Genomic DNA, 23,824 nt, shown 5'->3' on the forward strand with positions numbered 1-23,824 from the left:
CTGCGCGCCCGGTCGACTTCACGAGGGAAGCGCACTGTGCCTCCCGTGCCGTTAATCTCACGCCGTCAATCTGAAGGGATGAAACCCGCGATGAGCAGAACAGCAAGCAGAAAGACGCTGGACGACCTGTTTATCCACGAACTGTCCGACGTCTACAGTGCCGAAAAACAACTCACCAAGGCCCTGCCGAAACTGGCTCGTGCCGCCACCAATGAAGCATTGCAGGAGGCTTTCAAGTCTCATCTGGAAGAAACCCAAGGCCAGATCGAGCGCATCGACCAGTTGGTCGAGGCTTCGAATTTCAGACTCAAGCGCGTCAAGTGCCTGGCCATGGAAGGCCTGATCGAGGAGGGCAAGGAGTTGATCGAGGAGGTCGAGCGTGGTCATGTGCTCGATGCCGGCCTGATCGCGGCCTGCCAGAAGGTGGAACACTATGAAATTGCCAGTTATGGCACCTTGATCGCCATGGCCAATCAGCTCGGCATCAAGGACGCCGCCAAGCTATTGCGCAAGACGCTGGACGAAGAGAAGTCTGCCGATCAGAAGCTGACCATGATTGCCGAACAGAGCGCCGGGCAGGCGACCGAAGAAGATGATCAGGCACGTGCCCGGCAAAGGCCTGCCGGGCGCGACGCTGACAAGCAGTCGCTCAACACTCCACGAGGCTGACCGCCAGGCCGCCGCGTGAGGTTTCCTTGTATTTGTCGTGCATGTCGGCACCGGTATCACGCATGGTGCGGATTGCCTGGTCAAGGGAGATGAAGTGTTCGCCATCGCCGCGCAGCGCCATCTGCGCGGCGTTGATGGCCTTGACGGCGGCGATGGCATTGCGCTCGATGCAGGGCACCTGGACCAGGCCGCCCACCGGGTCGCAGGTCAGGCCGAGGTTGTGCTCCAGGCCGATTTCGGCAGCGTTCTCTACTTGCGAGGGCGTGGCACCGAGAATTTCGGCGATACCGGCGGCAGCCATGGCGCAGGCCGAGCCCACCTCGCCCTGGCAGCCGACTTCAGCACCGGAGATGGACGCATTCTTCTTGCACAGGATGCCGACGGCCGAAGCGCTGAGGAAAAACCGCACTACGTCGTCTTCGTTGGCGGCCGGATTGAATTTCATGAAGTAGTGCAGCACGGCTGGCACGATGCCGGCCGCGCCATTGGTGGGCGCCGTCACCATGCGCCCGCCGGCGGCGTTCTCTTCATTGACTGCCAGGGCGAACAGGTTGACCCACTCCATCGCGCTCATGGTCGAACCGATGACATTGGGGTTGTCCAGATTCAGCAGGTTCTGGTGCAGGCGATAGGCACGGCGACGTACATTCAGCCCGCCTGGCAAAATGCCCTGTTCCTTCAGGCCCTTGTTGACGCAGGCCTGCATCGCCTCCCAGATGCCCATGAGTTTTTCACGGATCTCGGCTTCGCTGCGCCAGACCTTTTCGTTCTCCATCATCAGCGTCGAAATGCTCATGTTATGGGTCTTGCACAGCGCCAGCAGTTCCTTGCCGCTGGAAAAGTCATAAGGCAGCACGGTGCTGTCGCCATCCAGTGTGCCGCTGGCCGCTTGCCGGGCGTCGATGACAAAGCCGCCCCCGATCGAATAGTAGGTCTGCTCGTACAGCTCGCCGCTCTTGCCATAGGCGCACAGGGTCATGCCATTGGGATGGAAGTCCAGGCTTTCGTCGAGCAGACGCATATCGCGTTGCCAGACGAATTCAATCTCCCGTTCGCCGCCCAGCAGCAACTGGTGGGTGTGAAGCAGAGCTTCGATCCGCTCATTGACTGCGCTGGGATCAACCTGGTCGGGCCATTCGCCCATCAGGCCCATGACGGTCGCGCGATCAGTAGCATGGCCGATGCCAGTGGCCGACAGAGAGCCGTACAATCGCACCTCCATCCGCTCTACGCTGTCGAGCAGGTTTTGCTCGCGCAGGTCGGTGACGAACAGTGCCCCGGCTCGCATCGGCCCCACCGTGTGCGAACTGGAAGGTCCGATGCCGATTTTGAACATGTCGAAGACGCTGATAGCCATCTGGTGCACCCTTGGGATAAGTAGCCTGAGGCGCAATGACCTCATCTGTAATGGGGCTATCTTTGGCTGGGCACCGTGAAACGACAAACGATTGTTCCTATGCAACGTATTAGCAGAACTCCTCAATGAGCCGAATCTTCAATGCCCAGATGCACGCGTGGCTGCAGGTCTTTGCCTGTGCGGCGCGGCACCTGTCGTTTACCCGCTGCGCCGATGAGCTGCACGTCACCCCGGGGGCCATCAGCCAGCAGATGCGCCAGCTCGAAGAGCGCCTTGGCTTTGCCCTGTTTCACCGGGTTGGGCGCGGTCTGGAATTGACCGCTGAAGGCCAGCGCCTGGCGCTGGTGGCCAACGAGGTGCAAAGCCGCATCAGCGATGAATTGCGGCTGTTGTATTCGGGGCGTATCGGCGGCGTGTTCAAGCTGCGCTCGATTCCCTCGTTCCTGCATAAATGGCTGATGCCGCGCCTGCCGCGCTTGCAGCAAGCCTTTCCCGATATCCAGCTGCGCATCATTGCCGAAGACAGCAGTGGCTCGTTGCGCGACGACGATTTCGACCTGGCCATCGATCTTAATGACGGCAGCTATCCGGGGCTTCTGACCACGCCGTTGCTGGAGGAGGAACTGTTTCCGGTCTGCTCGCCGGCCTTGCTCGAAGGCCGCCCGCCGCTGGACGGTCCCGGGCAACTGGTGCATTTCCCGTTGCTGCACGACATCACTGCCTGGCGGGGCAGTTATGAATATGCCGAGTGGGAGTTCTACCTGGCCGCCATCGGAGCCGCCGGCGTGGATGTGCGGCGCGGACACACCTTCAACCGCAACCACCTGACCATCGAGGCGGCGCGCATGGGCATGGGCGTGGCGATTGCGCGCAAGACCCTGATCACCGACGAGCTGGTGCAAGGCTCGCTGATCGTGCCGTTCGGCCAGCCGATTAAGGCACGCAAGAAGTACGTGCTGGTCTACCGCGAAGGCGCCCTGAACACCCCGGCCCGCCGTGCAGTGCACGACTGGCTGGTGAATGAAGCCGGTGCAGGATCGGTGCTGGCCGGGAACGGCGCAACCTGATGTAGACGCCATTCCTGCAGGACCGGCCGGGGGCGAACCGCTTCAGCCGGGAAAGCGGGAACGGCGCAGCAGGGTGTTTGCGCCAGTCGTGGCTGAAGCGGTTTATACCAGCGGCGGCACCCGCAGTTGTGTCGAGCATTCCAGCAGTGAACGACGCTGGGTGTCGGCGTACAGCTTCAACTCATTGATGGTCTCGCGTCCCAGGTCGAGCTGGAACTGCTGCTGGTTGGAGCTGGCCGAGTAGTGCGCCTGCGAGTCGTCGCCCAGGTTGGACTGGAAAATACCCGCCGCACTGACCGGCAGAAAATCTTCATACACCAGTGGCGCAAAATCGATATGGCCGGCCTCGATCAAGGCTTCCAGATCCTTGAGCGGCAGCTCGCTGCTGCGCGCGGCCAGGCCTTTGTCGGTCGCGAAGAAGCGGAAGTAGGCCAGGCCCTGCGTGCGCATGGCGTTCAGGTCGTCGGGGAAATCCTTGAAGGCCTTCTCCAGCAACTGCGCGTAACGCACGGCATTGGCTTCGTTGGGGAATTCACCCAGTTCATCACGCGCCGCATTGAGCAACTGGTCGTACAGCGCACGGCCCTTGGGTGTCAGCGCGGCCCCGCGTTGTTCGATCTCGCCGAAGCGTGCCGAATGGCTGCCTGACTCGTTGACGCCCTGGCCGACAAAGGTGATCGGCTCTTCCAGCGCCTTGAAGCTGGTCTGGCGCAACAGGATCGGGTGCTGGCGGCGCGGTGGGCCTTCGACCACCGCCTTGGGTGTGATGCCCTTGAGTGGCATGCCGCTCTGCACGGTGTCGATGTCCAGGGTGCGCGGGGTCAGGTGATTGATGTGCGGACCACGAAACGCCACCACGTCGGCGATCAGCCGGTGCTGGGCCAGCAGTTGCTGGTATTCGCCCAGCGACACGGTCGAGGTGTTGTGCCAGCGAAAGGTTTCCAGCGCTTGTTCGACGAACTCGGCCGCCTCGGATTCGCTCAGGCCGCCATCGCGCTCATCCTGGGCGATCAGTTCCAGCGCACGCGGGGTAAAGATCGAACGCTTGGCCAGAACTTGAGATGCGAAAGCGCGCAGCTCGGCGTTATCGATCAGTTCCAGGCGCAGCAGCGAGGTGAACACCCGGAACGGGCTGACCTGCAGGGCGTCTTCATGCACGGCACGAAAGGCGGTGGAGTGCACCGGCACGCCGGCCGGGGTCAGGTCGTAATAGCCCACCGGCTGCATGCCCATGACCGCAAACAGGCGCGCCAGAGTCGCCAGTTCCTGCGGGGTGCCGACACGAATGGCGCCGTGACGCTCCATGTCCAGGCGCTCGATTTCGCCGGTTTTCTTCAGGCTGTCCAGGAGCTGGGGCTGGTGTTTGAATACGTCCGCGTTGGTCTCGGCCACCAGTTCCATCAAGGTGCCGTACAGTGGCACCTCCTGTTGGTACATGTGCGACATGGCGCGGGAAAAGCTGGCGCGAATCAGGTCGCGGTCAGCGAAATTTGCAGTGCTCATCAAGGATGTCTCTCCGCACAAAATCCGGTCAGTCAACGGGGGCTTGTCAGTTCAGTTCGGCCAGGCAGCGCTCGAAGATGTCCAGCCCTTCTTCAAGAATTGCCAGCTCCGTGGTCAGCGGTGGCAGCAGGCGAATGATGTGTCGCGCCTTGCCGCTGGGCATCAGCAACAGCCCGGCCTCGCGGGCGGCACCCAGCAATTGCGCCAGTTGCGCAGTGCCCGGTGCGCCTGCGGGCGTCACCAGTTCGATGCCACGCATGCAGCCCACACCGGTCAGGCGTCCCAGGTAAGGCGAAAGCCCGGTTTCCTGCCAGGTGTGGTAGCGATTGACGACAGCCTGTTCCTGGCGCTGGCCCCACAAGGCCAGGTTTTCGTCAGTCATCTGTGCCAGCGAGGCCAGGCCCGCCGCACAGGCAATCGGGTTGCCGGAATAGGTGCCACCCAGCCCGCCCTTGGGCAGGGTGTCGAGCAAGGCGCGGCGTCCGACCACCGCACCCAATGGAATGCCGCCAGCGATGCTCTTGCCCAGCAGGATCAGGTCCGGCTCGATGCCCAGGCGAGAAAAGGCGAAGCGCTGGCCGGTACGACCGAAACCGGACTGGATTTCATCGGCGATCAACAGAATGCCGTGGGCATCGCACAAGGCGCGCAAGGCCACGGCGAACGCCGGTTCCAGCGCCAGAAAGCCGCCTTCGCCCTGTACCGGCTCAATGATGAAGCAGCCGATTTCATTGACATCGATCTCGACACTGAACAAGCGGTCGATGGCTTTGAGTGCCTGTTCAGTGGTGATGCCGGTGTCCTGGCTCGGGTACGGCACATGAAACACCGGGCCGGGCAGCACGCCGATGCGTTGTTTATAAGGCGCGACCTTGCCATTGAGGTTCAGGGTCGCCAGGGTACGGCCATGAAAACCGCCGTCGAAAGCAATCACGCCGGTGCGGCCGGTGACGCCACGGACGATCTTCAGCGCATTTTCGGCCGCTTCCGCGCCACTGTTGGTGAGCATGCCGCTGAGCGGGTAGCTCACGGGCATGAACGCCTCCAGCCGATCCATGAACCGGATATACGGATCGTGCGGCACAGCATTGAAGGCATAGTGGGTCAGTTTGCCGGCCTGGTCCTGGATGGCCCTGACCACGTCCGGGTTGCAGTGCCCCAGGTTCAGTACGCCAATGCCACCCATGAAGTCGATGTAGCGCTTGCCGGCGGTATCCCAGACTTCGGCATTGCGGCCGTGGGAGAGGGTCAGCGGGTGCACCGCCGAGATCGACTGGCTGATGTTCTCGCGGCTCATGGCATGAACCTCGTGAACGCAATGTGGGTAGAACGTGAAGCGGGGGCATGCGGCATGCCGGCGTGCGAAGACATGGTTCATCCTGGCTGTTGGACGTTTTCTCTATCTAAGCGAACAACCGGCCGGCCCCGCAAACGAAATAAAATCGTTGTGTCATTCCAATAATTCGGGAAGTCGCCGATGCCATGCCTCATGGCGTACCGGTGTTGACCTTGTGCCGGATCCAGTCCACGAACGCCTTGACCTTGGGCACTTGGGCGGCATGTTCGGCGTGTGCCAGAAAATGCGAACCGTCGCTTTGCAACGGATGATTCCAGGCAATGACCAGCTTGCCCTCGGCCAGCTCTTCATTGACCAGGTAACGCGGCACCAGCGCGATGCCGCACCCGGCCTGCGCGGCGCGGATGCACATGTAGAAAGTGTCGAAGCGCGGGCCATGGTAGCTGTTCTGCGAATGCAGGTTCTGCTCCAGAAACCATTCGTGCCAGGCCTCGGGGCGCGAGGTGCATTGCAGCAGCAAGTGTCCGGTCAAGGCCTCGGCGCTCTCGAACACATGGCGGGCCATGATCTCCGGGGCGCAGACCGGCACCACCTGTTCCTTGAACAGCTCGATGCAGGTGGCGCCGGGCCAGGTGCCCTGGCCGAAAAAGAACGCCACGTCAGCCTTGGCCCGTACCAGGTCGAACGGCTCCAGCTCGCTGCGGATGTCCAGATGGATGCCGGGATTGTGGCTGCTGAAGCCCTTGAGGTTGGGCACCAGCCAGCGGTCGCCGAAGGTCGGCTGGGTGGCGATTTTCAAGACTTCGGTCTCGCCACCGTAAGTCAGGATGTAGCGGCTGGACATGTCGACCTGGATGAGGATCTTGTTCACCTCGGCCATGTACAGCTCGCCGGCCGGGGTCAGGTGCAGGCGCCGGCGAATGCGCTGGAACAACGGATGGCAGAGCATTTCTTCGAGCTGCGCGACCTGTTTGCTGACCGCGCTCTGGGTCAGGTGCAATTCCTGCGCGGCGCGGGTGAAGCTCAGATGCCGGGCCGCTGCCTCGAAACATTGCAGGGCGGTGGTGGAGGGCATCAGACGCTTGGACATCGGTGGGTTCCTGCTAAGGTAGAACATTCCAAAACGGAATCATGTTTTTCTAAATCGTCGTTTGTGACGATGGCGGGTGTGGATCAATACTGACCGACATCAATGCTTTCAACCAGTGTCAACGCAGGAGAATCAACGTGGTTGCCAAATTGTTAGAAAGTCTGGGCGTGGATAAAAGTGCCTACACGGGCGGCAACCATGCCGTCTTCACTCCCATCGATGGCAGCCAGATCGCTTCCGTCACCCTCGAAAGCAAAGAGCAGGTCGCCGCCCGTGTGCAGCGCGCCCACGACGCCTTCCTGAAGTGGCGCAGTGTGCCGGCCCCTCGTCGTGGCGAGCTGGTGCGCATCCTGGGCGAGGTGCTGCGTGAGCACAAAGCCGAGCTGGGCGAGCTGGTGTCGATCGAGGCCGGCAAGATCACTCAGGAAGGCCTGGGCGAAGTGCAGGAAATGATCGACATCTGTGACTTCGCCGTCGGCCTGTCGCGCCAGTTGTACGGCCTGACCATCGCCTCCGAGCGTCCGGGGCACCACATGCGTGAAACCTGGCACCCGCTGGGCGTGGTCGGCGTGATCAGTGCCTTCAACTTTCCGGTGGCCGTCTGGGCCTGGAACACCGCACTGGCACTGGTGGCCGGTAACGCCGTGCTGTGGAAACCGTCGGAAAAGACCCCGCTGACGGCACTGGCCTCCCAGGCGCTGTTCGACAAGGCGCTGAAAATCTTCGGCGATGCGCCCGAAGGCCTGGCGCAACTGATCATCGGCGACCGTGAAGCCGGCGAAGTGCTGGTCGATGACCCGCGCGTGCCGCTGGTCAGCGCCACCGGCAGCACTCGCATGGGCCGTGAAGTCGGCCCGCGTGTGGCCGCCCGTTTTGGCCGCAGCATCCTCGAACTGGGTGGCAACAACGCCATGATCCTGGCGCCGAGCGCCGACCTGGACCTGGCCGTACGCGGCATCCTGTTCAGCGCCGTCGGCACCGCCGGCCAGCGTTGCACCACCTTGCGCCGCCTGATCGTGCACCGTTCGATCAAGGACGAAGTGGTGGCCCGCGTCAAGGCCGCCTACGCCAAGGTGCGCATCGGTGACCCGCGTGAAGGCAACCTGATCGGCCCGCTGATCGACAAGCAAGCCTTCAGTGCCATGCAGGATGCGTTGACCAAGGCCCGCGACGAAGGCGGCCAGGTGTTCGGCGGCGAGCGGCAACTGGCCGAGCAATTCCCCAACGGTTACTACGTCAGCCCGGCCATAGCCGAGATGCCAGGCCAGAGTGCTGTGGTACGCCACGAAACCTTCGCGCCGATTCTGTATGTGCTGGCCTACGACGAGTTCGAAGACGCCCTGCGTCTGAACAACGAAGTGCCGCAAGGCCTGTCGTCGTGCATCTTCACCACCGACGTGCGTGAAGCCGAAGCCTTCCAGAGCTCGGCCGGCAGCGACTGCGGCATTGCCAACGTCAACATCGGCACCAGCGGTGCGGAAATCGGTGGCGCTTTTGGCGGCGAGAAAGAAACCGGCGGCGGTCGCGAGTCCGGCTCCGATGCCTGGAAAGGCTACATGCGTCGCCAGACCAACACCGTCAACTATTCCCGCGAGCTGCCACTGGCCCAGGGCATTGTGTTTGATTGATCGGCTGGCAAGCTGTCTGATGTAGGAGCGCGCTCTGCCCGCGACCGGCTGCGCAGCAGTCGTAGATTTTCAGCGTTTTCGAGATTTCTGCGAGCGCTTCGCACTCGGTCGCGGTGGTCCGGCATTCCGGCAGAGCGCGCTCCTACCTGTCTTTTATTCTGGCCATTGCCGGGGAGTTCTTGCATGGCGCAATTTCGTCAAGGGTGTCTCTGGGAACAGTTGACCCCACAGCGCCCGATCCATCCGCCATTGACAGGCGAGCGCAGCGCCGACGTCTGCATCATCGGCGCCGGCTTTACCGGTCTGTCGGCCGCCTTGCAGTTGCTTGAAGGCGGCAAGTCGGTGTGTATCGTCGAGGCGCATCAGGTCGGCCATGGCGGTTCGGGACGCAATGTCGGGTTAGTCAATGCCGGCACCTGGGTCGCCCCCGACGACCTGGACAAAGCCTTGGGCAGTGCCGAGGCCACGCGCCTCAACACGGCCCTGGGGGCGGCGCCGTCGCTGGTGTTCTCGACCATCGACAAGTACGCCATCGACTGCCAGGACACCCGCACCGGGACCTTGCACATGGCGCACAACGCCAAGGGCCTGGACGATCTGCGCAGCCGTGTCGAACAATGGCAGCGCCGGGGCGCGCCGGTCGAATTGCTGACCGGCAAGGTCTGCGAAGACGCCTGCGGCACCGATAAAATCGCCGGTGCCGTGCTCGACCACCGTGCGGGCACTGTCAACCCGATGGCTTATGTCTCGGGGCTGGCGCTCAACGTGGTGAAAAAGGGCGGCGAGCTGTATGGCGATTCGCCGGTCAACGGCTTGCGTCGCACGGGCGATGGCTGGCAGGTGACCACCGAGCGCGGCAGTGTGCGTGCCGAAAAGGTCATTATCGCCTCCAATGCCTATACCGAAGGGGAATGGACCGACATCAAGAGCCACATCTTTGCCGGTTACTACTACCAGGTGGCCTCGACCCCGCTGCAGGGTGCCGAACAGGCCGGCATTCTCAAGGGCGGCCAGGGGTCATGGGACACCCGCACCGTGCTGAGCAGCATCCGTCGCGATGTGGACGGGCGCCTGGTGCTGGGCAGCCTGGGCAATGCCGGCAATTATCCACTGTGGTTCATTCGCCAGTGGGCCGACCGCATCCAGCAGCATTACTTCCCGCAACTGGGCAATAAGGTCGAGTGGGAGTGCACCTGGACCGGGCGCATCGGCTTTACCCCCGACCATTTGCTGCGGCTGTTCGAGCCGGCGCCGGGCCTGTTGGCCGCCACCGGTTTCAACGGGCGTGGCGTGACCACCGGTACCCTGGTGGGCAAGTGCTTTGCCGACTACCTGTTGGGCGACAACGATGCCAGGGCCTTGCCCGTGTCGTTCACCACCGGCAAGGCGGCGGCAGGCAATTCGTTGCGCAGCCTGGCGTATGAGGCCGGCTTTTCGCTGTACCACGCCGGCCAATGCCTGCGCGTGGTGCTCTGATCAGGCGCGCCGGCTAAAACAACAATAAGGCTTCATTTCATCCGCTGATGTCCGCCTGCGTGCCGGCGCCAGCTCTCGATGCAATAAGCAGGCTTGTCTTATCGGCGAGCCTGCCTTCAAGCCAATCACAGTGCTGATTCAGCATTACGTCGCCTTGTGGCGCGGCGCGGTCTCGGCTGCGTGCAATTGGGCGTCCACGTTGAGAGAACACCATGACGACAGACAAGAAAAACGAGCACCGCTCACTCAAGCACGGCCTGACTTCGCGTCAGGTGTCGATGATCTCGATTGCCGGCATCATTGGCGCCGGGCTGTTCATCGGTTCGTCCAACGCCATCGCCACGGCCGGCCCCGCGATCCTGATTTCCTACCTGATCGCCGGGACCCTGGTTCTACTGGTCATGCGCATGCTGGGTGAAATGGCCATCGCCAACCCCAACAGCGGTTCATTCTCCACCTACGCAGGCCAGGCCATCGGGCCATGGGCCGGCTTTACCATCGGCTGGCTGTACTGGTGGTTCTGGGTGCTGATCATTCCGGTCGAAGCCATTGCCGGCGCCGACATCCTGCACGCCTGGATGCCCGCCGTGCCTTCCTGGCTGTTCGCTTTCCTGATCATGATCGTGCTGGCCGGTACCAATCTGGTCAGCGTGAAGAACTTCGGTGAGTTCGAGTACTGGTTCGCGCTGGTCAAAGTCATCGCCATCCTGGCCTTTATCGGCGTGTGCAGCGCGGCAGTGCTGGGCTTCTGGCCACTGGCCGAAGTCTCTGGCGTGCAGCACCTGTGGCAGAGCGGTGGCTTCATGCCCAATGGCTTTGGTGCCGTGCTGGGCGGCGTGCTGGTCACGATCTTCTCGTTCTTCGGGGCCGAGATCGTCACCATTGCCGCTGACGAAACGGCCAACCCCAAGGAAAAGATCCGTCGCGCCACCAACCTGGTGGTGTACCGCATCGCGATTTTCTACATCTTCTCGATCTTCTTCATCGTTTCGCTGGTGGCCTGGAACGACCCGCAACTGCTCAAGGTCGGCTCGTTCCAGCGCGTACTGGAAGTGCTCAACGTACCTGGCGCCAAGCTGATGGTCGACATCGTGGTGTTCGTGGCGGTGACCAGTTGCATGAACTCGGGCCTGTATACCGCCTCGCGCATGCTGTATTCACTGGCCGCGCGCGGCGAGGCGCCTGATGCGGTGCGTCGCGTTTCGGGCAATGGCGTGCCGACCGTGGCGGTGGTGCTGTCGACCCTGGCCGGTTTCGTCGGTTGCTTCGTGAACTATGCCTTTCCGGGTCAGGTGTTCGGTTTCCTGTTGTCCACCACCGGGGCGATTGCCTTGCTGGTGTACCTGGTGATCGCCGTTTCGCAATTGCGCATGCGCGCCATCATGGAACGCCAGGGCACCGAGATTGCCTTCAAGATGTGGTTGTTTCCATGGCTGACCTGGCTGGTCATCGGCCTGATCACCCTGGTGCTGGGCTATATGCTGATCAGCCCGAGCTACCGCTATGAAACCCTGCTGACGGCTGCGGTGACAGGCGCCATCCTGTTGATCGCCTTTGCCCGCCGCAAGCCCGCAGTGAATATCTACGCACAGCAACGCTAGTAGGAGCGCGCTCTGCCGGAATGCCGGACCACCGCGACCGAGTGCGTAGCGCTCGTAAAATCTGCGAAACGCCACAGATTTACGGCTGTGAACACTTAAAATCTGCGAAACGCCACAATTTTACGACTGCTAACGCAGCCGGTCGCGGGCAGAGCGCGCTCCTACCGCACGCGTCAGGGATGACGGGGTTGTCTGATCAGGGGCGGTTGCAAAATGCCGTACACGTATCTGATAATAACTTTCATTCCCATCGAATGAAGTCCCATGACTGTCGATTCTCCTTCCTTGCGCTGTGCCGTCAACGACCTGTACATCGAGCACCACGGTTGGCTGCAAGGCTGGTTGCGCCAGCGCCTGGGCAATCGCAGCGATGCGGCGGACCTGGCACAGGACACCTTCGTGCGTCTGCTCAAGGCGCGTACGGCGCTGGAAGTGCGCGAGCCTCGCCATTACCTGTCGACCATTGCCCGTGGGCTGCTGATCGACCTGTTCCGCCGACGTGCCCTGGAACAGAGTTACCTGGAGTGGCTGGCCAGCGTGCCGCCGGGCGAGCAGCCGTCGCTGGAAGACCAGGCCATCATTGTCGAGAGCCTGATCGAGATCGACCGCATGCTTGACGGCCTGGGTGGCAAGGTCAAGCAGACCTTCCTGCTGGCGCAGTTCGACGGCCTGACCTACCCGGTCATTGCCGAGCGCCTGGGCATTTCGGTGCGCACCGTCAACAACCACATGGCCAAGGCGATGGAGCATTGTTGCCTGATGCAGTTTTCATGACGGCGCCGACGTGAGTCCTTCCGGCCCCGAGCGCGAAGCCATTCGCGTGGCCGCGCACTGGTATGCGCGGCTGGCCAGTGGCGAAGACAGCGAGCATGACCGCGAGGCCTGGCAACGCTGGCATGATGCCGACCCGCTGCACCGGCAAGCCTGGCAACGGGTCGAGTCAGTCAGTTCGCAATTTGCCCGGGTGCCCGGCCAGGTCGCGGCGCCCGTGCTACGGGGCGGCCAGTCGCGGCGCCAGGTGCTGCGCAGCGTGGTGCTGCTGGCAGCCGCCGGCGGCCTGGGTATTGCTGGCTGGCGCAGCGACACCGGGGCCGCCTTGCTCGCCCAATACCGTACCGCTGTGGGCGAGCAGCGCGACCTGCAACTGGCCGACGGCAGCGTCATCAAGCTCAATACCGACACCGCGCTGGATGTCGACTTCAATGCCCGGCAGCGGCAGTTGACCCTGCGTGCCGGCGAAATCCTGGTCAATGCCTCGTCCGATTCATTGGGCCGGCCGCTGTGGGTGCAAACCCCCTATGGTCGCGTGCAGGCGCAGGACACTCGCCTGACCGTGCGCATGCTCGGGCACGGCGCGCAGGTCTCGGTGCTGCGCAACAGTGCCGAGGTGCACCTGCCCGATAGCGGCCCGGCGCAATCGCTGCAGGCGGGCCAGCAGGTGCAGTTCGACCGCGAACATATCGAGGCCGTGCGGCCCAATACGCCGGCCACGGCTGCCTGGCAGCACGGCAGCCTGCTGGCCATCGAACAACCCTTGGGCGAGCTGCTGGCCGAGCTGAGCCGCTACCGGCGTGGCTGGTTGCGCTGCGATCCGGCCGTGGCCGGACTCAAGGTGTCGGGTGCCTTTCCGCTGGCCAATACCGACATCGCCCTGGCGGCGCTGGAAAGCGGCCTGGGCCTGAAAGTGGTGCGCCATACCGCCTTGTGGGTAACCGTCAGCCGCGCCTGACAGAGGCTGTTTTCGCAGCACGGCAAGCGTGCGCAAATAAAAATGCATCGTCTTTGCATTAATCGGGTGTCCCGTTCGGCTAACCCCTCGATACCGGTCATTACATACCCGAGGGGAGGGGACACATGACACCTTGCAAGCCCAAGTACAGCGTGTTGAGCACGGCCATTCGCGTTTGCCTGTTCGGCCTGGGGGCTGTCTGCCTGATGCCATCGTTGCAGGCGGTGGCCGCCGAAACCGCGAGCGAAAGCCGTGTGCGCAGCTATGACATTGCCAGCGGCAGCCTGACCGAAGTGCTCAGCCGCTTTGCCGTCGAGGCCGGGGCGGCCATCTCGTTCGATGCCGCGCAATTGCAGGGGCGTCAGTCGCCGGGCCTGCGTGGCAGCTACAGCCTCCATGAAGGCTTTGCCACGCTGCTGGCCGGCAGCAACTTTCAGGTGGTGGCGCAGGGTAACGGCAGTTATGTGCTGATCGCCAGACCCGAGGTGCTGGCTGACGGCGCCGTCGAACTGGGCGCCATCAGTGTGACCGGCAGCGGTCTGGGCAGCGTGACCGAAAACTCCGGCTCCTATACCACCGGTGCCGTGAGCATCGGCAAATCGCCGCAGACCCTGCGCCGTACCCCGCAATCGGTCACGGTGCTGACCAGCCAGCGCTTGCAGGATCAGGGCCTGACCAACCTGACCACAGTGCTGGAGCAGACGCCGGGCGTGGTCGTCGATTATGTCGACAGTGAACGGGTTACCTATTATTCGCGCGGCTACCAGATCGACGCGATCCAGTACGATGGCGCGACAGTGGTGCAGGGCAGTGGTGGCGGCTCGTTCATCCAGAGCGACTCGGCAATTATCGACCACGTCGAGGTGCTGCGTGGCGCCACCGGCATGCTGCGCGGTTCGGGCAACCCGTCCGGCACGGTCAATATGGTGCGCAAGCGCCCGACACGCGAGTTCCAGGGTTCGGCCAGCGTCACCGCCGGTTCCTGGGATGCCCAGCGTTATGTACTGGACGTGTCCGGCCCGCTGGCCGCCGAAGGTGCCCTGCGTGGCCGGATGATCGCGGTGCACGATGACCGCGACCTGTTTCAGGACAGCCGTATGGAGCGCAAGAACGTGCTCTACGGCTCGCTGGCCGCCGACCTCGGCGAGCGCACCACCCTGACCACTGGCATCGAGTACACCGAGCTGGACGCCACCGGCGCCTGGGGCGGGTTGCCGGCGGATTTCAGCGGCCAGCCGCTGGAGCTGTCGCGCAGCGCCTACCTGGGGGCCGACTGGAACCGCTGGAACCGCAGCAACCTGCAGACTTTTGTCGAGCTCGAGCATCTGTTCGATAACGACTGGGCACTGAAACTGTCCGGCACGCGCACGCATTTTCGCCTGGACAATAATGGCTTCAAACAGACTTTTATCGAGCGTGCCAGTACCACCAACCCTTACCTGATGAACATGCAAGTGACCGAGGGCGATGGTGGTGAAAGCGAGCAGACCAATCTCAGCGCCACGCTTAACGGTCCATTCGATCTGTTCGGTCGCCAGCATGAACTGATGCTGGGTCTCGAACGTATTCGCAATGATTCCACCGCCTCGGCCACCAATCGGGTCGTGGGTGTCTTGAGTGACTTCGATATCCGTAACTGGGACCCCAAGGCGATTGCCGAGCCTGCCATCAACATCACCGCCCGCCCGGTCATGACCCGCACCACCCAGGAAGGCGCCCACGCCACCTGGCGCCTCTCGCTGGCCGAGCCATTGACCGCCATCCTCGGTGCGCGCATGAACTGGTGGAAGTACGACCAGTCGACCACCGCCACCGGCGACTACAGCGTCAACCAGGAAGTCGTCCCGTACGCGGCGCTGATCTACGACCTCAACGACAATTTCAGCACCTACGCCAGCTACACCGAGATATTCAACCCGCAAAGCGCCACGGACGCGGCCGGTTCGGTGCTGGAGCCGATCACCGGTGAGGCCTATGAAATGGGCATCAAGGGCGAGTTCTATGAGGGGCGCCTGAACACTTCGCTGGCGCTGTTCCGCATCAATCAGGTGGGCAAGGCACTCGACGACATCAACAGCCCCAACCCGTGCCCGCCGTTCTACGCCTCCGGCTACTGCCAGACGGCCAGCGGCAAGAGCCGCAGCGACGGTTTTGAGATCGAAGTGTCCGGTGAGGTCCTGCCCGGCTGGCAGGTGTCCGGTGGCTACACCTACACCAGCACCGAATACCTCAAGGACACGGTCAGCAATACCGGTAACGTGCTGCGCTCCACCGACCCCAAGCGCATGCTCAAGCTGTTTACCAGCTATCGCCTGCCTGGCGCCTGGTCGGACCTCACCGTCGGTGGCGGGGTGCGGGCGCAGAGCGATATCTACTCGCGCAGCGGCAATGCCCTGGCCACCCAGAGCGGCTATGCGGTGTACAGCGCCATGGCCAACTATCGCTTCAATGACCATTATTCCGTGCAGCTCAATGCCAATAACCTGTTCGACAAGGCCTATTACAAGAAGATTGGCACGACGGCCACCAGTTATTACTGGGGTGAACCGCGCAGCCTGGAGGTGACCGTGCGCGGCACGTTCTGATCGCGGGTTATAACGGTCCGTGTAATAAAAGGGATGTCCCCTCAAATGAGGGGGCATCCTTTTGTTGTCGGTCAGGGAAAAGGTTATTTGAGGGGGTTGCAGTTGTTCAGTGCCGTCATAGAAATGAAGCATTAAAATAATCGATAAATTCAGGCCGTTTGTGCGACGAGAAAGTTCCGTCCAATGGTTTGACAGTTGAATAATGCTGCGACATTCTAGTGTTCGTTGATAGGCCATTTAAGCCCTCTAGTGCACCGGTTATGGTGCGCTTAAAGCACGTATTGGCCGGTGGTCAAGGCGCCCGGCGGGTGCGTATATCCGTGGTGGCAGCGTCCTCGTTGCGTGACCCATTCTTATAATAATTACAGTGCGTCAAGGGTGGGCTGGCGGTGCGTTTTCGTGACCGCAGGAAACCCTGTTTAATCTGTATTAATCCGCTGCCAGGTTCGCTTATAAGCATTCGGGGCACAGGCCCTGAACCATTCAAACTATAACTTTGTTAGGGCAGGATGCATGGAATCGCATAGCCTGATGCACGACTTCAACCGTCGGCGTTGCCAGTCATATTATTGGTGGGAGGGCGCACCGGCGTCTTACCCGGTGTTCAAGGCGCGGATGCTCAAGGACTACCCGCAAGCCCATGACTGCATCGAGACGCTTCTGCCTGTGGGATTTGCCTCGGCCGAGGCGGGTATCGGAGGCGCGATCACGACCCTGGCTTCGATCAACACCTATCTCAATTCCAACCTGCAGCACTGGGCGCGTCGTGCCCGACCCTGGAGTCAGTTACTGACGCCGGCCCCGCTGCATCGAACGCTCTATGAAGCCGCCTTGCGCGAAAGCGCCGAATTGCTGTTCGACGCCTGGCAGGCCAGTGAGGCGGTGCGTGGCTGGGTGGCCGTAGAGATCGAGCCGAGTGAGTATCACAGCGCCGCTGGCACGCTCAGGCGCGCACGCGAGCTGGCCAACCTGATGCCCAATATCATGGTCAGCGTGCCACTCAGCGAAATGGGATGTGAGGTCATCGAAGAATTGGTCGCCACCGGTCATGCGGTCAATGCCAGCCTGTGTTTCAGCGTGGCACAACTGCGGGCGGGGCTGGCGGCCATTCGGCGCGGGCGCCAACGTGCCTTGAGCCAGGGCGTCTGCCTCAAGCGTACCCGGCATCTGATCAGCGTCATCTATACCGGTTTGATGACTCACCCTGAATTCAAGATGCAGGCCGCGCAGTTTGGCATTGAACTGTCGGCCACCGAACAGCGCTGGGCCGAGGTTGCCCTGTATCGGGCCTTGAGCGGTGCCATGCTTGGCTACAGCGAGGCCACCTGGCTGATGGTGCCGGGCCTGGCGCCGGATCCACAGGGCGCTTTGGCCAGGGGCTGGCCGGCCCAGGGCAGTGTCCAGGAGCCTGTGCTCTACAGCGCCGACGATCGTCAGATCGAGGCACTCATCCGCGTCAGTAGTGACGCACCGTCGAGTGAGGATCAAGACCTTGCGGCCGTACCGGTCGACATCATGCAGCGTTTGTTGCGTATCCCGGCCTTTCGCCAGGTCTGGGGCGCTGACAGCCTGGCCAGTGCCTGCTTTGCCCGGCATCCGGTTTTTCTACAGAACATTGCGCAAAGTTTGCGTGCCTATACCAGGCTACTGGGGGTTGCCCGGCAAGTGAGCCCGCCATCGTATAGCCCCGTGCTTTCATCGAACGAACCTTTCCAGACCGGTGCCTGCCTCAGAAAAAGTGGCTGAAACATGCCCTTTGGTCGCCGACAGCCCTTGATTGTGTTTATTACGCAATGAAATGGCTGTTGGCAATGGCTTTGCGCCTGTATGTTGAGGCGCTTTGATCGCTGGGATGCGTTTTGCGGTCCAACCCTCTGAGAGCCTTACCGGATGTCGGCAACGCCTATTCGCCTGGACTCGCCCAGAATGCTTGATGCACTCAGGGCGCAGACAGGCCATTTGCACACCCGGCTGGAAAAGCGCATGCCGTTTTTCTCGCCCGGCATGAATCACGCGCTGTATGTCCGCCTGATTCAAGCCTATTACGGTTTCTACCAGCCGCTGGAAGCGGCGCTCATGGACTGCATGTGCGCGCCGTCCGGGCTCGACCTGGCCCTGCGCCTGAAGGCCCCGACCCTGCAGCGCGACCTTCAAGCCCTGGGCCATGACGTCCACTCGTTCGCGCAATGGCCTGTGTGCCAGGACCTGCCGCTCATCGACAGCCCCGGCGCGTGCCTGGGGGTGCTGTATGTACTGGAAGGGGCGACCCTGGGCGGCCAGGTCTTGCGTCGGCAGATGCACGCCACTCTGGGGCTGGATGAGCACACGGGCGCTGCGTTCATGAACGTCTACGGTGTCGAGACCGGTCGCCGCTGGAAGGCCTTTCTGGCGCTGCTGGACGAGCAGCCGGCAGACCCTGCCTTGCATCAGGCCGCCGCCCAGGCCGCGTGTGCCACGTTCAACTGTTTCGAGCAATGGCTTGAACGTCAGGGAGTCCTGTCATGAGCCCGCACGATCCGGCACTCTTCAAGCAGTTACTGGCCAACTGTGCCAGCGAGCCGATTCAATATCCCGGGGCCATCCAGCCCCACGGTGTGCTGTTGACGCTGAGCGAGCCGGGCCTTGAGCTGTTGCAGGTCAGCGCCAACATCGAACCCCTGTTCGGCGTGCAACCGGCGCAGGTGCTGGGCCAGCCCCTGGCTTGCCTGCTGGGTCCGGTACAGGCTGCCAGCATTGCCGAGGCTTGCACCGCCGAGTCATTCGTTGATGCCTCGCCCTTGCGGGTCAGTATCCAGGGCCACGCCTTCGAAGCCTTGCTGCATCGTCACCAGGGTGTGCTGGTGCTGGAACTCGAGCGCCAGGACCTGCCGGCCATGCCGGTCGACGACAAGGCCACGAGCCGCAACCTGGGGCGTATCCTGCGTAACCTGCAGGCCGCACAAAGCCTGCCGGCCTTGTATGAAGCCTGCGTGCACGAGATTCAGCGGCTCACCGGTTACGATCGGGTGCTGATCTACCGCTTCGAAGCGCAAGGTCACGGCCAGGTGATTGCCGAAGCGTCTTCGCCGGCCATGGAACTGTACAACGGCCTGTTTTTTCCGGCCTCCGACATTCCCGAGCAGGCGCGTGAACTGTACCGGCGCAACTGGTTGCGGATCATTCCCGACGCCGACTACACGGCGGTCGAGCTGGTGCCGTCGTTGCGTCCCGACACCGGCCAGCCGCTGGACATGAGCTTTGCCACGCTGCGCAGCGTGTCGCCGGTGCATTGCGAGTACATGCGCAACATGGGCGTGCGTTCGTCCATGAGTGTGTCGCTGCTCAAGGGCGACCGGCTGTGGGGGTTGATTACCTGCGGCCACCGTACGCCGCTGTATGTGCCACCTGAACTGCGCAGCGCCTGTCAGACCCTGGGGCAGGTGCTGTCGTTGCAGATCAGTGCCATGGAGGCGCTGGAAGTCAGCCGCCAGCGTGAAACCAAGTTGCAGACCCTGGCGCGGCTCAATGGCTTGATGATCAATGCGCAAGACACGGTGTTCGAAGGCTTGAGTGCAGAGCCGCAAACGTTGATGGACATGGTCGATGCCAGCGGCGTGGCGATCATCGAAGGCACGACCTTGCACCGATATGGCAAGTGCCCCGAGCCCGGGCAGATCCATGCCTTGCACGCCTGGCTGCGGGCGCAGGGCGAGCCGGTGTTCGCCAGCCATCATCTGTCCAGCGTGTATGCACCGGCCGCCGATTACCAGAAAGAGGCCAGCGGTGTATTGGCCATGAGCCTGCCCAAGCCGGTGGATAACGGGGTCTTGTGGTTTCGTCGGGAGGTCAAGGAAAGCATTCCGTGGAGCGGCAACCCGGAAAAGCCGCTGGACATGAGTGATGCCGAAGGCACGCCGCGCCTGCGGCCACGCACCTCGTTCGAAATCTGGAAGGTCGAGGTGGCCGGCATTGCCGCGCCGTGGAGTCATGGTGACCTGTTCGCTGCCCAGGACCTGCGCCGTTCGGCCCTGGAAAACGATCTGGCTCGTCAGGTCTTGCGTGAACAGCAGGCTGTCCGGGCCCGCGATGATCTGGTCGCGGTGGTTTCCCATGACTTGCGCAGCCCCATGACCGTGATTTCCATGCTCTGCGGCATGATGCAGAAGTCGTTCAGTTCCGAAGGGCCGCACGCATCAAGGCGTATTTCTTCGGCACTCGACACCATGCAACAGGCGGCCAGCCGCATGAATGTGCTGCTTGAGGATCTGCTCGACACCTCGAAAATCGAAGCCGGGCGCTACACCATTGCTCCACGCGTGCTGGAAGTCAGCCAGATTTTCGATGAGGCCTATACGCTGCTGGCACCGCTGGCGCTGGACAAGGCTGTCGAGCTGGTCTTCATGCCGTGCCTGGACCTCAGGGTCAATGCCGACCCGGAGCGTCTGTTCCAGGTGTTGTCGAACCTGATCGGCAATGCCATCAAGTTCAGCCCCAAGCAGGGCCGTATCACCGTCACAGCCGAGCCGTGCGGCAGCGATATTGCCTTCAGTGTGCGCGACAGTGGCGAAGGGATTGCCCCTGAGCAACTGCCGCACATTTTTGATCGGTACTGGACGCTCAAGGACAACAACCCCAGTGGCACCGGCCTTGGACTGTACATCTCCCAGGGCATTATCAAGGCTCATGGTGGGGTGCTGACGGCCGAAAGCGAAGTGGGACAGGGCAGCGAGTTTCGTTTCACCGTCCCGAGGGTGCTGTAGGACCGGCTTTAGCCGGGAAGGGCACACCACACGCCTGTGTCATGCCCTTTACGGCCAAAGCGATTCACCGCCCGGCCGCTCCTGCCAAGGCGCTACAGCACGTCTCGATCAGTAGCGGATCATCACCGATTTGAGCTCGGTGTAATCATCAATGAACGCTTCGCCGAACTCGCGGCCGATGCCTGAGGCCTTGATCCCGCCGAACGGCACGGCCGGGTCGAGCAGGGTGTGCATGTTGACCCACACGGTGCCGGCTTCAATGCGTGGCACCATGCGCATGGCCTTGCCCAGGTCGTTGGTCCACAGGCTGGCGCTCAGCCCGTAAGGGGTGTTGTTCATCAGGGACAGCATTTCCTCCTCGTCGTCATACGGCAGGAAGGTGGCGATGGGGCCGAAGGTTTCTTCGTTGAGCAGGCTGTCGTTCACCGAGTTGGCCAGGATCACGGTCGGCTCGACATAGAATCCCTCACGCTCGATCAGCCGGCCGCCATGCACGATGGTGCAGTGTTCGGCGCGCGCCTTGTCAAAGAACGCACCCAGTTTCTGTTGGTGGACACGATTGGTGACCGGCCCGAACTCGGTGCTTTCATCCAGCGGCGAGCCGATCTTCAAGGCCTTGAGGCGCAGCGACAGCTTGTCCATCAGCTCATCAATCCTGTGACGCGGCGCAAAGAAGCGCTCGGCTGCTGCGCAGATCTGCCCCGAATGCAGGAAACCGGCTTCAATGGCGCCGTTGACCGCCTTGTCGATGTCCACATCGGCCAGGAAACCTACCGAGTTCTTGCCACCCAGCTCCAGCGTGGCACGGGTCAGGTTGGCGCCAAAGGCCGTCTTGCCCACTGCAATGCCGGTCGGTACGGAGCCGGTGAACGACACCTTGTCGGTGCCCGGGTGTTCGATCAGCGCCTGGCCGACCTTGCCCATGCCGGTTACCACGTTCAGCGCGCCGGCCGGCAGCCCGGCCTGCATGCCCAGTTCAGCGATGCGCAGGATGGTCAGCGGGGTGAACTCGCTCGGCTTGATGATCACGCTGCAGCCGGTGGTCAGCGCCGAGGCCAGTTTCCAGATGGCGATCATGGTCGAGAAGTTCCACGGCACGATGCCGACGACCACGCCGATCGGCTGGCGCAGGGTGTAGGCGGTGTACTGCTCACCGTTGAATGATGGCAATGACGGGGTGATGGTCTGCCCGGTGATCTTGGTCGCCCAGCCGGCGAAATAGCGCAGGAAATTGGCGGCCATGCCGACTTCGAAGGCCCGCGAGATCTGAATGATCTTGCCCGATTGCAGGGTCTCGATCTGTGCCAGCTCTTCGCCATGCTGCTCCATCAGGTCCGCCAGCTTGTGCAGTACGCTGCTGCGCACCGCCGGTGCTGTCTGTGACCAGGTCTTGAAACCTTGGCGCGCCGAGGCCACCGCCGCGTCAATGTCTTCGCCGTTGGCATTGCTGACCCGCGAGATGACCTGGGCGTTGGCCGGGCTGACCACGTCGATTTTCTCGCTGCCGTGCGCAGCAACGTGGCGGCCCTCGATGAACAGGCCATGGTCACGGTCCAGAAAGGCCTGGACCTGGGGAAGCAGTTGAATATCGGACATGCAATGTACCTCGGGCAGCAGCGGCGGCAGAAAGGGAAAGTCGCAGGCGTTCAGGGTACTTTTCGGCTGGCCGGCAATCTTGATCGTCCCTGACCCGGGCTTGTCTCTGCCTGCCAGATGGGAGCAGGCCAATGCAGAGGCGCACGCTATGAAAAGTGCAATCTTCCATGTGGAAGGTGCATTTTCCAGGGCGTGGGCGACGCCCATACTGAAGTCGTATTCGGGTGGCAGGGCAGGACCTTCAAGGTGATGCCCGATGCGCCAGCCCGCAAAGCGTTTTCCAATAATAAGCAGAGCCCCCTCATGAAAAAGCCCAATCCGCTGCTCGAAGACCTGCGTGCAATCCTGCCAGCCATCGCGGCCAATGCCGCCCAGGCCGAGAAGGACCGCCAGGTGCCTGACGAGAACATCGCCATGCTCAAGCGCATCGGCCTGCACCGTGCCTTCCAGCCGCGCCATTACGGTGGCCTGGAGATTTCCCTGCCACAGTTCGGTGATTGCATCGCCCTGCTGGCCGGCGCCTGTGCCAGCACCGCCTGGGCCATGAGCCTGCTGTGCACCCACAGTCATCAACTGGCCATGTTCTCGTCCCGCCTGCAGGATGAAGTCTGGGGTGAAGATCGCGACGCCACCGCCAGCAGCAGCGTGGCGCCGTTCGGCCGCACCGAAGAGACCGAGGGCGGCGTGATGTTCAGCGGCGAGATGGGCTGGAGCAGCGGCAGCGACCATGCCGAGTGGGCCATCGTCGGTTTTCGGCGCAAGAACGCCGAAGGCACCCAGGACTACTGCTTCGCTGTATTGCCGCGCAGCGACTATGAGATTCGTGATGACTGGTACGCCGCCGGCATGAAGGGCAGCGGCACCAAGACCTTGATCATCGACAACGTATTCGTGCCCGAGTACCGCATCGAGAAAGCCAAGGACATGATGGAAGGCAAGTCCGCAGGTTTTGGCCTGTACCCGGACAGCAAGATCTTCTATTCGCCGTACCGCCCGTATTTCGCCAGTGGCTTTTCGACCATCAGCCTGGGCGTTGCCGAGCGTATGCTGGTGGCCTTCCGCGAAAAGACCCAGAACCGTGTGCGCGCCTACACCGGTGCCTCGGTGGGCGCCGCCACGCCTGCGCTGATGCGCCTGGCCGAGTCGACCCATCAGGTGGCGGCGGCACGGGCTTTTCTGGAAAAGACCTGGCAGGAACATGCTGACCATAGCGAGCGTCACCAGTATCCTGCGCGTGAAACCCTGGCCTTCTGGCGCACCAACCAGGCCTACGCGGTCAAGATGTGCATCCAGGCCGTGGACCGCCTGTTCGAAGCCGCCGGCGGCACCGCCTGGTACGAAAGCAACGAGATGCAGCGCTTGTTCCGCGACGTGCACATGACCGGCGCGCACGCCTACACCGACTATGACGTCTGTGCGCAGATTCTGGGTCGTGAACTGATGGGCCTGGAGCCCGATCCGTCGCTGGCCTGATCCGCGGCGTCCTC

Annotated in this window: 17 protein-coding genes; 12 read left to right on the forward strand and 5 right to left on the reverse strand. The window is 62.3% G+C overall.

All coding sequences use genetic code 11. The features are described 5' to 3' along the window. Window positions 1–90: 90 nt before the first annotated feature. Window positions 91–669, forward strand: coding sequence for a YciE/YciF ferroxidase family protein (locus ASF84_RS12040; RefSeq protein WP_082481548.1), 579 nt, complete (start codon window positions 91–93; stop codon window positions 667–669). On the opposite strand, the gene ASF84_RS12045 is transcribed toward ASF84_RS12040, so the two are convergent. Beyond that, window positions 650–2,026, reverse strand: a complete 1,377-nt coding sequence (locus ASF84_RS12045; RefSeq protein ID WP_056838556.1) for an L-serine ammonia-lyase — start codon at window positions 2,024–2,026, stop codon at window positions 650–652. The genes ASF84_RS12040 and ASF84_RS12045 overlap by 20 nt on opposite strands. A 125-nt stretch (window positions 2,027–2,151) precedes the next feature. Here ASF84_RS12045 and ASF84_RS12050 point away from each other — a divergent pair, with 125 nt between their 5' ends. Then, window positions 2,152–3,093 (forward strand): LysR substrate-binding domain-containing protein, encoded by a 942-nt coding sequence (locus tag ASF84_RS12050; protein ID WP_056838559.1) that lies wholly within the window; start codon window positions 2,152–2,154, stop codon window positions 3,091–3,093. A 102-nt stretch (window positions 3,094–3,195) separates the two neighbouring features. On the opposite strand, the gene hglS is transcribed toward ASF84_RS12050, so the two are convergent. The 3 genes from hglS to ASF84_RS12065 form a co-directional block, all read right to left on the reverse strand. Then, the gene (gene hglS / locus ASF84_RS12055) at window positions 3,196–4,596 is read right to left on the reverse strand and encodes a 2-oxoadipate dioxygenase/decarboxylase HglS (protein ID WP_056838561.1); all 1,401 of its coding nucleotides are present in this window, start codon (window positions 4,594–4,596) and stop codon (window positions 3,196–3,198) included. A 46-nt stretch (window positions 4,597–4,642) separates the two neighbouring features. Further along, window positions 4,643–5,893, reverse strand: coding sequence for a 2-aminoadipate transaminase (locus ASF84_RS12060; RefSeq protein ID WP_056838563.1), 1,251 nt, complete (start codon window positions 5,891–5,893; stop codon window positions 4,643–4,645). Window positions 5,894–6,083: 190 nt separating this feature from the next. Beyond that, window positions 6,084–6,983 carry a LysR family transcriptional regulator gene (locus ASF84_RS12065; RefSeq protein WP_056838565.1) on the reverse strand — a complete coding sequence of 300 codons (900 nt, stop codon included), beginning with the start codon at window positions 6,981–6,983 and terminating at the stop codon, window positions 6,084–6,086. A 137-nt stretch (window positions 6,984–7,120) separates the two neighbouring features. On the opposite strand from ASF84_RS12065, the gene amaB reads away from it, so the two are divergent. The 9 genes from amaB to ASF84_RS12110 all read left to right on the forward strand — a co-directional run bounded on the left by amaB (window position 7,121) and on the right by ASF84_RS12110 (window position 20,741). Next, complete coding sequence (gene amaB, locus ASF84_RS12070; protein WP_056838567.1) at window positions 7,121–8,611, forward strand: L-piperidine-6-carboxylate dehydrogenase; 1,491 nt, start codon at window positions 7,121–7,123, stop codon at window positions 8,609–8,611. A 183-nt stretch (window positions 8,612–8,794) separates the two neighbouring features. After that, entirely contained in the window at window positions 8,795–10,087 is a 1,293-nt protein-coding gene (gene amaA / locus ASF84_RS12075; RefSeq protein WP_056838569.1) for an L-pipecolate oxidase, read from the forward strand. Between the two features lie 212 nt (window positions 10,088–10,299). Continuing rightward, window positions 10,300–11,688, forward strand: coding sequence for an amino acid permease (locus ASF84_RS12080; protein WP_056838571.1), 1,389 nt, complete (start codon window positions 10,300–10,302; stop codon window positions 11,686–11,688). A gap of 264 nt (window positions 11,689–11,952) precedes the next feature. Continuing rightward, complete coding sequence (locus ASF84_RS12085) at window positions 11,953–12,462, forward strand: sigma-70 family RNA polymerase sigma factor (RefSeq protein WP_056838572.1); 510 nt, start codon at window positions 11,953–11,955, stop codon at window positions 12,460–12,462. Between the two features lie 10 nt (window positions 12,463–12,472). After that, window positions 12,473–13,417: a FecR domain-containing protein gene (locus ASF84_RS12090; protein ID WP_056838574.1), complete on the forward strand. Its 945-nt coding sequence runs from the start codon at window positions 12,473–12,475 to the stop codon at window positions 13,415–13,417. 125 nt (window positions 13,418–13,542) lie between these two features. Continuing rightward, complete coding sequence (locus ASF84_RS12095; RefSeq protein WP_056838575.1) at window positions 13,543–16,002, forward strand: TonB-dependent siderophore receptor; 2,460 nt, start codon at window positions 13,543–13,545, stop codon at window positions 16,000–16,002. A gap of 513 nt (window positions 16,003–16,515) precedes the next feature. Continuing rightward, entirely contained in the window at window positions 16,516–17,748 is a 1,233-nt protein-coding gene (locus tag ASF84_RS12100) for a transaldolase family protein (RefSeq protein ID WP_056838578.1), read from the forward strand. Window positions 17,749–17,892: 144 nt separating this feature from the next. Next, window positions 17,893–18,507, forward strand: coding sequence for a biliverdin-producing heme oxygenase (locus ASF84_RS12105; RefSeq protein ID WP_056838580.1), 615 nt, complete (start codon window positions 17,893–17,895; stop codon window positions 18,505–18,507). Beyond that, entirely contained in the window at window positions 18,504–20,741 is a 2,238-nt protein-coding gene (locus ASF84_RS12110) for an ATP-binding protein (protein ID WP_056838582.1), read from the forward strand. Before ASF84_RS12105 ends, ASF84_RS12110 begins: the two co-directional genes overlap by 4 nt. Window positions 20,742–20,849: 108 nt before the next feature. Here ASF84_RS12110 and ASF84_RS12115 read toward each other — a convergent pair whose 3' ends face one another. Further along, the gene (locus ASF84_RS12115) at window positions 20,850–22,337 is read right to left on the reverse strand and encodes an aldehyde dehydrogenase family protein (protein WP_056839073.1); all 1,488 of its coding nucleotides are present in this window, start codon (window positions 22,335–22,337) and stop codon (window positions 20,850–20,852) included. 303 nt (window positions 22,338–22,640) lie between these two features. Between ASF84_RS12115 and ASF84_RS12120 the strand changes: the two genes are divergently transcribed. Continuing rightward, complete coding sequence (locus ASF84_RS12120; protein ID WP_056839076.1) at window positions 22,641–23,810, forward strand: p-hydroxyphenylacetate 3-hydroxylase oxygenase component; 1,170 nt, start codon at window positions 22,641–22,643, stop codon at window positions 23,808–23,810. Window positions 23,811–23,824: the final 14 nt, after the last annotated feature.

This window comes from Pseudomonas sp. Leaf127, assembly GCF_001423155.1.
Classification (GTDB): domain Bacteria; phylum Pseudomonadota; class Gammaproteobacteria; order Pseudomonadales; family Pseudomonadaceae; genus Aquipseudomonas; species Aquipseudomonas ovata.